Genomic DNA, 12,683 nt, shown 5'->3' with positions numbered 1-12,683 from the left:
GACCTATTAGCCTGCGCCTAGCAAGTCTGAACTAACAATCTTTACTGCCACCCCAAGTTTGCCATCGTGTTCTTGAACGCGCACGATTTCTCCTAGGCATTGCACTTGTATTTTTCCACCTGGAGTTTCAAGGTCAACTACAAAACTCACTTGGCTCCCTGGGTTGTGATGGGCATCAATTTCAAAATAGGCACCTGTAGCGCTAATGTTGTGAATGGTGCCTTGCTTATCACCAATAGAGAGGGGGAGTTTGGTCTGAAAACGTTCTGCGCGTTTTCGAATCGTTGAAGCTGCGTCAGTAGTTTTCTTGTCTGCACGCGCCATATCGTTAGATCGAAATTTTATTTAAGGTACTTGCTAGCAAATACATAAAATTCAAGTCTATTTTTAACCTCTAGTTTTTGATAAATCGATGATAGGTGATTTCTTAGGGTATGTTCACTGATATGGAGCAGGCCTGAGATTTCTTTTAAGGTGAGTTCACTATTTGCATGTAATAGCTTGGAAACCTTGGTCTCTTTGGCTGTCAATGAATTCAACTTAATCTCTTCTGGACTGAGTTCTTTATTCGCAGTGGCTTGAGCAATCTGCAACAAGATACGAGAGGTTGCTTCACGATTAACCCATAGCTCGCCTTCATGAATTTTTCCTGCCGCTTTTATGAGGAGTTCTGGAGAGTCTGTTTTTTTCAAAACACCGCGTGCACCTTTGACAATGGCTTGATCGTGCGCATCAAGATTATTTAATGCTGTAAGCACCATTACTTTGCTATTGGATTTCTTGAGCAATAGTGGTATCAAGTCAAATCCATTCGCATCCAATAAGTCAGGTTCCAAAATAATTAAATCTGGCTTAAGGGTATCCAGGGCTGCTAAGGCGTCTTTGGCGCTAGTTGCAATATGAGGTACCTTGAACAACTTAGTGTTTTCAAGCAACAACTTAAGCCCAGCGGCAACCATTGCATGATTGTCAACCACCATTACCTCAATGGTTTTTGCTTTGGACGACTTTTCAGTGGGTGCAGTGCCAGAAGGGGAGCTAGAAGATGTACTCATAAGCATTCATTAATTGTAGTATCTCTGTACTAGTTGTAACAAATATTTATAAGCATTTTTTAGAATAATTGAACTAATTTGGTGCATTTTCAAAACAACCGCTGTATTTTTGTTGTTTATTTGATAATTTTTACTTCTTCAATACAATCCAAAGTATGAGAAACCCACTAAAGCCCATTTATTTTATGGGAATCAGTCATGACAAGTGACAAAACAAACCCATTTAGGGGTTCCGATAGGGTAGTTACTATTTTGCCGGTCAATATTGATGGCATTAAGGGGATTACTCGCGATATCAGCTCAAGCGGTATTTTTTTGGAGGTAGAGTCTCCCATTGAACCAGGGAAGATTGTGGAGTTTTTGGTTACTTTGGACTCCCCGGGCGGGGATTTGACAATGTCATGTCAGGGCGAAGTGGTCCGTCTCGAAGAGTTTGAGAAGTCTTACGGCATTGCCACAAAAATTTTGTCTCTCGAGTTGCTACCCTTACTCAAGGATAAAAAATCTTGATGTTGTTATTCAGTGGCTTGTATTACCAATGAAGATTTCTATTTCTAATATTTTCACCTTACTTGCATTTGGATTTATTGTCTGCCCGAGCATATCAATGGCAGACATATATCGTTGCGATAAGCAGGCAGGTGTCATTACGCTATCTAATGTGGAGAAGGGTAAGAATTGCAAGAAGATGGTTTTGCCTCCCCCCGAGAAGAGGCCCGTAAAGCCTTCTACATCTGATGCTTCAGCCCCCGCACCAGCAAGTCCTGCGGCTGAGCCTAAGCAGGCTAAAAATAAATCCACTTATGAAACAGCCGTGTTGGAAAGAAAGCGGATTATTCAAGAAGAGATAGATCTGGAACAAGATAGGCTTAATAAGGCCAATGAAAAAATAGCCACTCTTATGGCTATTAAGAAAAAGAGCGCTGCCCAGGAGAAAGAACTGAGTTCATTACAGCAAAAGCAGGGTCTTTATAAATCCAATATCGCTTTACTTCAAAAAGAATTGAATAAGTAGATCCTAAAACAGCGTTTGGCTTAAAAATTTTGGCTAAAATCTGAAGAACTGTTGTTAAAAAAGACATTATTTAAATTTTTGATAAAAATAGTACTAATCTACTATATGTTTTGATAATGAATAGTTTATAAATACTAAACAGTGTTTGATTTACCGCATTAAATGCAGTTAAACCTTAAATTTATGTGATCCATGGAGGCTCCAAGTGAAATCTAAAACTCAACAATCCGGCTTTACTCTCGTTGAATTACTGGTGGTGATCGCCATTATTGGTATTTTGACTGCAATTGGCGTGCCAATGTACAACGGCTATCAAGCATCCGCTAAAGTTAGTGCGACAAAACAAAACTTCGACTCAATTAAAACGTTTATTGCTGGTGAAACAACTAAGTGCTCTGCAGGTTTAGTTCCTACTCTTGCTGATCCAAAAGCAGGTGGCGCAACTATTACTTGCCCATCTGGATTAAATGCAAGCACAGGCGCAACCTATTTCACAGCCTACGCTTTAGCAACTATTAAAAACCCATACAACACTTCTTCAACAACCAACGTTAGCGGAACAATTCCTCCTGCTAATCCTGGTGAGCTTGGCATCAGTGGTACTGCTACTGCAAGTTGTGCAACTGGTATTTCCATCCAAACTTTGGTGTTGGATTCATCTGGTGCTAATCAAAACTACCCTGTAGCTGCTGAGTGTATTAACGTTCAGTAAGGTGAAGCAATATCATTAAGGGCTAACAAGTTAGTTTAGCTTTTAGAGACTAAATGGCCCGCTTAGACGGGCCATTTTTTTGGGGATTTAAGAAAAACATGCTGGGCAAAAAGCCATTCAAATATCAAGAGCAGTTAGGTATTACGCTCATGGAGTTATTGATTACGATTGCCATCATTGCGATTTTGGCAGCCGTAGGTGTGCCCATGTATTCCGGCAATATTCGTGCAGCAAAAAATGCAGATGCGCAAAATACTCTTAAGAGTATCTATCTAATGGAAAAGAATTATTTTGCGGAGAATTATTGTTATTACATTACTCCTGGCACGGGAAACCAGACTGCTAGTATTAATCAATATGTAATGGGTTCCACTACGCCTACAACGGGCCCGATTACGGTCGGCACGGACAATGATTTTTATTTTTATATTACTGCGGGCACGGTGGGGTCAGGTGGTAGTTGTACAGGCTCAAATTCTAATGATTATGTTGCCTATGCTCAGTCGCGCACTGATTCCACCATCATTTACTCCATCAATCAATTGAATGTAAAAACTGGATTTTAGTTTTTACAGTGCTTAATTAAAATGGCTGATACCGTCAACACACCTCAGCACCTATTGGCACTAGGGCAGATTGGCTTTTGGTATGCATTGCTATTCGGATTAATTGTCGGAAGTTTTTTGAATGTGGTCATTCACCGTCTACCTAAAGCATTATTTGGAGAGGATACGGATGAGAGCGGTGATCATGACCAAGGTAAGCACCGGAGTATTTCAGAAAATCTTCACTGCCTAATTCATCCTGGCTCAATGACGCCATGTTGTAATCAAGCTATTCCTTGGTCAGACAATATTCCTTTAATTTCTTGGTTACGTTTAAAGGGGAGATGCCGGTATTGTTCGACACCAATTTCGATGCGTTATTTTTTGGTAGAGCTATTTACTGGCTTCGGCTTTGCATGGATTTATACCCAACTTGGATTTAGCTGGGCAACCCCTTTGTATTGCGTCTTTCTTGCTTTGTTGGTTGCACTCTTTTTTATCGATTTAGAGACTTATTACTTGCCAAACTATTTGACCTATAGTGCGCTCGCTCTGGGTCTATTGGGAAGTCTAGTGGGCCTCACTTCTGTTAGCCCAATGCAATCTCTACTGGGGGCTTGTGGCGGGTATTTATTGCCATGGACAGTCAATTATCTTTATCGCTTGATACGTAAAAGAGATGGCTTTGGTGGGGGTGACTTTAAATTGCTGGCCGTGTTCGGGGCATGGTTTGGTTTCGCTGCAATCATGCCAATACTTGCTATTGCCAGCGTTGTTGCTTTGCTGACGATTACTGTAGTGATGCTATCGAGAAAAGAAAGGCTCACTTTAGAAAGAATGCTGCCTTTTGGACCATTCTTAATTTTGGCGGGTGGCTATATTTTGTTGTGTGGCACTCCTAATTGGTTTACTTACTAACAATAAAAAATAAGCGTTATTTAAAAACATTTAAGAAAATTAAAAGGACAAGGATCAGAACATGGGAATGCTAGAAAAGGCGTTGAAATATGTTGCCTCACATAAGTTGTCGGACTTGCATTTTCATGAGAACGAGCCCGTGTCTATACGAGTGGACGGCGTCATTCAAACCTTCCCTGAGGATATATTGACTCAGGCTGAGATGAAGGAATTTATCGAACAGCAACTGACCAAAGAGCAACAAATAGATTTTATGCAACACCTAGATGCTGACTTGGCGGTCGAGTCTGGCGATGTGCGTTTCAGGGTGAATCTTTTTAAAACCTCGCGAGGTTTGGCGGCAGTGATGAGGAAGATTGAAACCCAAATTCCGGCCTTTGATGTTTTGGGTTTGCCGCCTGTAGCAAGGGATGTGATTGAGCAAGAGAACGGCCTGATTCTGGTGACTGGTCCAACGGGTTCTGGTAAGTCCACCACATTGGCGGCGATGATTGACCGTATTAATCGCACTCGTTATGAACATATCATCACCATTGAAGATCCGATTGAGTTCATTCATCAAAATCAGAACTGCGTGGTATCTCAACGTGAAGTCAAGAGAGATACAGTTTCATTTGCCTCTGCGTTGCGCGCCTCATTGCGTGAAGACCCTGATGTCATTTTGGTGGGGGAGTTACGTGATTTAGAGACCATTCAATTAGCGCTTACCGCTGCTGAAACAGGGCATTTGGTATTTGGCACTTTGCATACCAGTGGCGCGCCAAATACGATTAACCGGATCATTGACGTCTTTCCACCACAGCAGCAAGATCAAGTTAGAGCTCAACTTTCACAATCGCTGCGCTTGGTTATGACCCAGCGTCTTCTCAAGCGTAAGGGAGCTCCAGGTCGTATTGGTGCTTTTGAGGTAATGACCTGCAATCCAGCGGTGCGTAATTTGATTCGTGAAAATAAGGTATTCCAAATTCCTAGCGTGATGCAAATGGCACGAGGGGAGGGCATGATGACGATGGAATCATCCTTACAACAGTTGGAGCAGTCTGGAGAAATCGAAGCCACATGAACGAGCGCGGTGTCAGTTTTCTAGAAATTATTGTTGTTGTAGCGATTTTGATGATCGTAGGTGCCTTTGTAACTCCTTCAATTACAGATTGGCGCGGAAAGCGAGCATTGGAGTCTGATTACGCTGCTTTACTGTCGAACATTGATTTCTTGAAAACTCGCGTGCGTACCATTAATGGCACTGGGTTATTGATCTGTAATTCACCCACTAATTTGACCTACCAAATTTCTTCGTTTCCTCAATCCTCTACCTCAGCAGTAACGGCCAGCTTCTCTAGCAACATTGTAGAAAATCCACTCAGTAAAGATCCTAACTTCAACATTCTGTCGGGTAGCTCTTCGATGGTAAGCACTATTTGTTCAGCTGGCAGAGGAATATTTACGACGAATGGTTTAGCTGGTGTGGAAGGTAGCGGAAGTGCTATTGACATCGAAATCAACCGCAATGGTGACCGTGCAACTTATGGGGCATACCGAGTACTGGTGAACCAAACCACTGGCTTTGTTCAGAAATTTAAATGGCAGCAGTCTACAGGCTTATGGATAGAGCAAGACTAAAGCCAATCTCTCATAGTCAATCGAGAGGCTTTACCTTGGTAGAAGCCATGGTTGCTATGGTAATTTTTACTTTGGGTTTTAGTGGTTTGTATTTCTTTTTCGGCGTTGCGCAGCAGGTGATCGCTGAGTCAGAAAAAAGAATGTATCTCAACCTGATGGCCGACCGAATCATTGAAACGATTGCTGCCGAGGGTATGCGTTCTGGTACGGATTCTTTAAACCCTTTTGTTACGCCATCTTTGTATTCAGGAAGTCTGGCCACCTGTACCTATCCTGCTAGCGATACTCGACAACTCTGGTGCAACGATTTAAACGCTAATATCGGTCCACTCAATACCACATCAGGATTGGAAATCAGGCAGGTAGATGTTAGTAATGATGGTACTGGTCTGATCGTCAATGTGAGTTTAGTTACCAATGGTGGCACGATCAGTAGTTATTTCACGCGGAAGTTGAGACAGCTATGAAGCGCTCTCATCCATTTCCTGAATCAGGCTATACCTTAGTCGAATTACTAGTAGCATTGGCAGTCTCATCTATTGTGATTGCGGGAACTTATGCTGGTTATTCCTTTTTTTCGCAACAGCATCAAGTCTTGACTGCGCAGACTGAAGTAGATCGGAATGCTTTAAGAGCCATCGATTTATTCAAATCTGATGTGCGCATGGCTGGCTATCTTGATTACAACGATACCAATGCAATGCCAGGCAATCAAGCAATTAATATCATTGCATCAAATCCGGGCAATATTATTTTTGTCTACGACGATTACGATAGCTCAGGCACTCTATATAGAGCATTGATTCGTTATTATCTGAATCCCTATACACCTGCGGGTGGAACTACCAGAAATCGTTTGACGCGAGAGTGGCGCAGATGCACCAATCCATCTTCTTTTTGTGACTTGGCAAGCTCGACTCCTGTTTATGGCGGATCTTCAGGTGAGCCAATCCTAGATTGGGTGAGTAGCTTTACAGTGCAAGGCCTTAATGCCAAATCGAGTGGAACCTATAGCGGCCAGTTTCAGACTATACAAGCTAACTTATTGGTGCAGTCGCCGCGCAAGATAGAAGGTACGACCCGCATTGTCAGCAAAACATTTACTGTGATCACGAGGGCAAAAAATGTCTCCCTGGTGCCATAAAGTGATTCGTTCTCAAGTAAAACTCTCTGGCTCATTGCCAGAGCAATCAGGCATCGCACTGGTGGTGACGCTTATTCTGCTATTGGTTCTCATGGTCATGGGGGCTGGTATTTCTTATTTGGCTTCCATGCAATCTGACCTAGTGTCTGCAGTTGCTAATAAACCGATTTCAATTGAAGCGGGGGAAACCTGTTTTGATAATGCGATTGAATGGTTTGCCACCTCCGCAGGAAAGTCTTGGATTAATGGTGCTGGTGCTGCATATGACCTTGCATCCACTGGTGGGCCACTGAGTGGTAAAACGGTTTTGGCCGATACGATTCCACAGGGTCAGATTGATTCTCGAAGCGCTAAATTTAAAGACAGGGCAGGGCGTGCCAGTTATTCATCATGCATTGTCCAAAAGCTGGCTAGTACATCTTCTCTGGGCATTGGAACTGAAGTTGGCACTAGTAATGGTTATGGTGTCTCTACCTTTACCTACACCGTCAAAATTACAGCATTAGGAAACTACAACGTTCCATTAACGGGTGGCGCGATTAACACCCAGTTTTGGCAATCGAATTCAAGTCGGTCAGCATTGGAGGCGGTGGTGCAATACACCCCGTAAATTATGAATACTACTTTTTCAAAACTTCAATCTCTATCTTCTCTGGCGCTTGCATTTTTCTTATGCGCTCTGACGTTTAGTCCACTAGTAGGTGCGCAAGGATTTCCATCGTTCGGCATTATTCATAACAGCACTATAACTGCCAATCAAACCATAGCCTTGGGCGTGAATCCCGCCGGCCACCTTAATACGCCAACTGGATCAGGAACAGTAGCCAATAATGCAAATACATTAAATTCAAGCCCTCCAGGTTCAGTTGGTACTGCTTATAAGTGGGGTGGCGGCAAACCAGTATCTGGAACCGGCACAACTTACCCAGCAGGCTGGTATGACGGAACATCGCCCGGTAGAAAGTGGGAAGGGTGGGGTGCGAGCGGTGTGTTGCCAATCAGTAATAAAGTAATCTCTGGATATGCATCCGTGGATGCGGGCGGCATTTCTAGCAACATCACTGTCAAAAGTTTTGTGGTGGACTCCACTAGTATTAAATCGACCGTTTGGATTAGTGATCCTGCAGATCCTACTAAAACCCCACTCTTAGAAGTGACCCATATTTATGGGCCGACTAGTGGCGCGACCAATGCAAATTTATTTCAGGCATTGGTGACGATTACTAATATTTCTGGCGGCACTCTGACTGATGTGCGTTACCGCCGGATTATGGACTGGGACATTCTCAATAACTTAACTACTAACTTTACTGATATGGTTGGTGTCGCTGCTTCCTATGCGAGCACCTACACACCAAAAGTATTTGATGCGTGCGATAACGGCGGTTCTCACTACTCCATTACCCCAGACCCTTCGGTTGCATGTCAGGCCGCTCCACTACCTGTCCTGGCTAATACGCACATGGATTACACCGGCATAGGTGGAACAGTAAACAATCAGCAAACCAACTTAGGCGCATCTTTTACCTTCCAATTTGGAGATTTGCTCTGTAATGAGTCCGCCATTTTTTATATTTACTATGGTGCTGGGGCTACAAAAGCGGAGATTACGAATGCTCTGACAACTGTTGGGGCTGGGGTGTATTCATTAGGGTATGACCCCAATTACCCCAGCCTCTTTTATGGATTTGGCTTTAAAGGTGTTAGTGGCTCCGCTGTTGCACCAACTTTGCCCACCAAGACAGCCTCACTGCCTGCGGGTAGCAGTACACGTCAAGACGTTTGGCAAACGTATGCTCCACCTGTTCTCGGTGATGGCACTATCTACCAAGCATTGTTTAAGTATCAAAAGGACAAACAATGGATAGGTGAAATCAAGCGTTATGACCTAGATGCGACTGGTGCTATCTCGGCCAATCCTCCGATTACAGCCCAATCAAAATTACTAGCTAGAGCAGCAAGTGCAAATTCTTACTCTGGAGGTGGCAGGTCGATTTGGACAGTAGGCTATGACCCTGTTTGCATGTCAGGCGCCTTACCTCTTGATGCTTCTTATAACAACGTGACGCTGGCTAATAGCACCAAATTAGAAAGTCTGATGTTCAATTGCCCGTCCACTTCAAATGCCACCACTACTCAGGATTTAATTAACTTCACTAGAGGTCTAAATTCTTCCTGGGAAGATAACTCCGCAACCAATGCGGTTCGAACTTCAGTCTTGGGGGATACCTACCACTCAGAGATGGTCATGGTTGGGATTCCAAACGCTCCATGGAGTTCAGATGTCAGCATCTTTGGAAAGTCTGAGGCGTATTACCGTTATCAAAACGGATATCCAACTTTTATTAGCAATAATTCTTCCCGTCGTTCTCAACTGTATGTGGGTGCCAATGACGGCATGCTCCATGCTTTTGATACTGACCTAAATGAACGCTGGGCATTTATTCCACCATCCGTCATACCGATGCTCAGAAATGAGACTGGTAATAAGGGTCTCAATGCGGGCTCTGGAACCAGTAATAGTATTTTTAGCGTGGATGGTCCAATTACCGTGAAAGATGTCTATTTCTCTGGCCAGGGCGTTTGGAAAACAGTATTGATGGGCGGTTTAGGCTGGGGTGGAAATGGCTACTACGCTCTAGATATTACAAACCCAGATGCACCAGCGCATTTATTTACGGTAAATAATGACACCGCCAATAAAGTCATCAATTATTGGGATGCAAGCGGAAAAAAATCTACTTTTGCCTACAATGCGAGCTGCACAAGTTTTGACTATTCAAAATTGGGTGGCGCATGGTCTAGGCCAGTCATCATGCTTCTGCCATACATTGAAGGCAGCAATAATCAGCGGTGGGTAGCTACATTTGGGGGTGGTTTTGCAGGTGGCGCCTCTTCGACGGGGGCTACTTCTGCAAGCTCCTATGGCTCCTATGTTTATGTTTTGGAGCTAGAGCCTGACAGCACACAATCTACCGCATCTTGTGGCGCTACAGGCTCATCGGTGGTGACGTCAACTGGTGGACATGTTTTGGCTGTGACCCCCGTTCCAAGTGATAACACCTCGAATATTCCGAACGGGGTGACTGCTGACTTGACGGTGATTACAGGTGACGGTACTTCATTGGCAAATTACTACGGTGGCATGGTTTACTTTACCGACCTACAAGGCAAGTTATGGAAATACAACCTAAGTAAGCAGAGCTTATCTGATTCTAACAGCGGCTTATTTTCCTTGTATGAGTCCTTTTTAGATCAGGCTAGCTTAGCTAACGATCGATTGGCTTATAACCAGTTGGGCTCCACAATCGTTTCTGGAACGAATGTCTCTGGAGCTACCGTGAATCGACTATTTAATTATTTTGGCTCTGGTGACCAAATTCGACTTCAGCGCAGAGTTTCAACAATTAATAACCGAATATTTGGGGTGATGGATCCAGATTTCCCAGCAAAAACATTGACTCAGACCAACCAGACAGTAAGTACTTTCACTAATGTAAATACCCAACAGTGCTCGGTGAATAACTCATGGTATGCCGACGTATACGCTAAGACTGGGGTTAACCCCGCTGCTGACTATCAAAAAGTGATTGGAAGGGCGGCAGTTTTCAATAAATATGTGTACTTCACCGCCTATAGACCTGAGGATCTTTCTTGCCCGCTGTACGGCACTAGCCGGATTATCGAGGTAACAGATAGCTGTGCAACCGGAAGTGCTGGAACGGTTATAGGGCAGGGGCTTGCCACCGCACCGATAGCTGATAGCAAGGGAAATATTTATGTGGGCATGAGCAATATTGCACCTGGCACAACTTTACCTAGCGGGCGAGACAATATTGCCAAAATCAGCTCGAGCAATCAGACCTCAACGGGGCGCGTCAAATATAAGTCCTGGCGTGAAAAAAAGGTATATTAAGTACTATGACGTTTTATATATACTTTTGACATATTTTGAGAATATTTACCTGCTGAATGAATAACCCCCTCCAACCCCTGCTACGGTACTTTATTGATCTGCTGAGTAAGTACTCCGTAAAGCAGGAGGACGTCATTGGGGTGGATATCACACCAAACTTCATTCGTGTTGCTCAGTTATCTGAAGATAACGGCAAATGGATGCTAGAAAAGATTGGTTCCAAGTACATTGGTGAAAATGCCGGTCCGTCTGACATTCAAACGAATCAAGAGTTGTATGTCAATAAGTTAAAAGAGCTCATTATTGGCGCTAAATTAGAAGCGCCGAATGTGGCTATTTCAATTCCAATTACTAGCGCAATCATTCGTACGGTCACTTTGCCATTGATGAGTGACGAAGAAATTGAAAGTGCAATTGAATACGACAGCTTGTGGAGCAACATCATTCAGCTTGCTGAAAAGCTTGAAGAATATTCCATCTTTTGGCAAGTAATTCGTCGTAATGCTTCTGAAAATACGATGGAGTTATTGTTTGTCGCATCCAAGCTTTCAGAGATTAATCATTACGTACAAATTGCCACTAAAGCAGGCCTTAATCCAGTTGTTGTCGATGTGCGCTGCTTTGCGATTCGAAATGCCTTAAAGACTCAACAGTTACGTTCTCAAAAAACTACCGCATTGATTGAGGTTGGTCCACATGAGAACTATGTATTGATTATTACTGACGATGCTCCGTTTATCTATGATGTTTATGTTTCCGAAACGGATAGGGCGCTGATAGAGAACGGAGTGCCTCCTGGGGAGGCTGGCGATCGCTTATATGACCGCTTGTCTGGGCAAATTCGTCAAGCGTTTCGCGCATATGAAACCAAGGTGGGTTCCAACCTCATCGAAAAAGTATTGCTGGTGTCGCCGATATCTGATACAGCTGAATTACTGATTCAATTGAGAAATTGCCTTGATGGCTATCGCGTTGAGCTTTTCAACCCTCTATTGGATTTAATTATTCCAGCCAATCTGCAAGATAAAGCTGCGTCTGAAAAGAATACTTCCGTTTTTAGTTCGGCTATTGGTTTAGCAACTAGGAAAGTGGATATCTTTGGCTATTACAAATACGTTACTGGTGTTAATAACGTTAACTTATTGCCTAATAAAGATCGCGTTAAGCAAGCGGAAAAGAAAAAAATATTATCTAAGTTGGGTATTAGAGCAACAGGCGCAGCTCTAGTTCTATTCATCATCTTTACACTTCTCAACCAATTGTTCTCGTCTGGTACAGCCGATCCACAGTTTCAAAGGGCAATTCGTCTAGAGGAGGATGTGAAATTAAAAGAATCGATTCTCACCAAACTGACAGCGCAAAAATCACGCTATAGCCAAATGCTGCAAGCAAGTAGTGAGCTGAAATCGAATCAAGCAACTACCTATGCATTGTTAAATGCAGTTAATGGAGTGGTACCAGGTGGCGTTTGGTTTACTGAGTTGACCTTTGAAAATCCATCTACGCTCAATATCAAAGGGGACGCGGTTAGCGATCAAGTGATTGTGAATTTGGTAGATCGTTTACAAGGATTGCCGATGATTTCTCATGCGTCTTTAAGTACGATGGCGATTAATAATAATCCGCAAAATAATCAACAAGGTAGTAGTCGAAATTCAGTTGGCGGTTATAAACAGTTTCAGATTAAGTGTGTGCTGAAATTGGACGCTACAGCTACAAATTCAGCAAAGGCACCTGCACCTACTCAGCGACCATAAA

14 protein-coding genes are annotated in these 12,683 nt (G+C 43.3%); 12 read left to right on the top strand and 2 right to left on the bottom strand.

The features are described 5' to 3' along the window. Positions 1–6 precede the first annotated feature (6 nt). Both FD973_RS06430 and FD973_RS06425 read right to left on the bottom strand, forming a co-directional pair. Positions 7–324: a PilZ domain-containing protein gene (locus FD973_RS06430; protein WP_215322511.1), complete on the bottom strand. Its 318-nt coding sequence runs from the start codon at positions 322–324 to the stop codon at positions 7–9. A gap of 17 nt (positions 325–341) precedes the next feature. Then, positions 342–1,055: a response regulator transcription factor gene (locus tag FD973_RS06425; protein WP_215322510.1), complete on the bottom strand. Its 714-nt coding sequence runs from the start codon at positions 1,053–1,055 to the stop codon at positions 342–344. 198 nt (positions 1,056–1,253) lie between these two features. Here FD973_RS06425 and FD973_RS06420 point away from each other — a divergent pair, with 198 nt between their 5' ends. The 12 genes from FD973_RS06420 (at position 1,254) to pilM (ending at position 12,682) form a co-directional block, all read left to right on the top strand. Then, the gene (locus FD973_RS06420) at positions 1,254–1,565 is read left to right on the top strand and encodes a PilZ domain-containing protein (protein WP_215322509.1); all 312 of its coding nucleotides are present in this window, start codon (positions 1,254–1,256) and stop codon (positions 1,563–1,565) included. Between the two features lie 97 nt (positions 1,566–1,662). After that, complete coding sequence (locus FD973_RS06415; protein ID WP_215322508.1) at positions 1,663–2,070, top strand: hypothetical protein; 408 nt, start codon at positions 1,663–1,665, stop codon at positions 2,068–2,070. Positions 2,071–2,275: 205 nt separating this feature from the next. Next, entirely contained in the window at positions 2,276–2,782 is a 507-nt protein-coding gene (locus tag FD973_RS06410) for a prepilin-type N-terminal cleavage/methylation domain-containing protein (protein WP_215322507.1), read from the top strand. A 53-nt stretch (positions 2,783–2,835) separates the two neighbouring features. Further along, on the top strand, positions 2,836–3,348 hold the full coding sequence (locus FD973_RS06405; protein WP_215322506.1) for a prepilin-type N-terminal cleavage/methylation domain-containing protein: 513 nt from the start codon (positions 2,836–2,838) through the stop codon (positions 3,346–3,348). A gap of 21 nt (positions 3,349–3,369) precedes the next feature. After that, positions 3,370–4,245, top strand: coding sequence for an A24 family peptidase (locus FD973_RS06400; protein WP_215322505.1), 876 nt, complete (start codon positions 3,370–3,372; stop codon positions 4,243–4,245). Positions 4,246–4,306: 61 nt separating this feature from the next. Next, on the top strand, positions 4,307–5,308 hold the full coding sequence (locus FD973_RS06395; protein WP_251368732.1) for a type IV pilus twitching motility protein PilT: 1,002 nt from the start codon (positions 4,307–4,309) through the stop codon (positions 5,306–5,308). Beyond that, positions 5,305–5,865: a Tfp pilus assembly protein FimT/FimU gene (locus FD973_RS06390; protein WP_215322504.1), complete on the top strand. Its 561-nt coding sequence runs from the start codon at positions 5,305–5,307 to the stop codon at positions 5,863–5,865. The genes FD973_RS06395 and FD973_RS06390 overlap by 4 nt, the downstream gene beginning before the upstream one ends. Then, positions 5,826–6,332: a prepilin-type N-terminal cleavage/methylation domain-containing protein gene (locus FD973_RS06385; protein WP_215322503.1), complete on the top strand. Its 507-nt coding sequence runs from the start codon at positions 5,826–5,828 to the stop codon at positions 6,330–6,332. The genes FD973_RS06390 and FD973_RS06385 overlap by 40 nt, the downstream gene beginning before the upstream one ends. After that, positions 6,329–7,009: a PilW family protein gene (locus FD973_RS06380; protein WP_215322502.1), complete on the top strand. Its 681-nt coding sequence runs from the start codon at positions 6,329–6,331 to the stop codon at positions 7,007–7,009. The genes FD973_RS06385 and FD973_RS06380 overlap by 4 nt, the downstream gene beginning before the upstream one ends. A 1-nt stretch (position 7,010) precedes the next feature. Then, positions 7,011–7,619: a PilX N-terminal domain-containing pilus assembly protein gene (locus tag FD973_RS06375; protein WP_215322501.1), complete on the top strand. Its 609-nt coding sequence runs from the start codon at positions 7,011–7,013 to the stop codon at positions 7,617–7,619. Positions 7,620–7,622: 3 nt separating this feature from the next. Further along, the gene (locus FD973_RS06370) at positions 7,623–10,925 is read left to right on the top strand and encodes a pilus assembly protein (protein WP_215322500.1); all 3,303 of its coding nucleotides are present in this window, start codon (positions 7,623–7,625) and stop codon (positions 10,923–10,925) included. 56 nt (positions 10,926–10,981) lie between these two features. Beyond that, a complete protein-coding gene (pilM, locus tag FD973_RS06365) occupies positions 10,982–12,682 on the top strand; it encodes a pilus assembly protein PilM (RefSeq protein ID WP_215322499.1) in 1,701 nt (566 codons plus the stop codon). Position 12,683 lies beyond the last annotated feature (1 nt).

The organism is Polynucleobacter sp. MWH-Braz-FAM2G, assembly GCF_018687635.1.
GTDB lineage: Bacteria > Pseudomonadota > Gammaproteobacteria > Burkholderiales > Burkholderiaceae > Polynucleobacter.
Note: the sequence above shows the minus strand (reverse complement) of the source record. Positions and strands in the feature narration are given on the sequence as shown.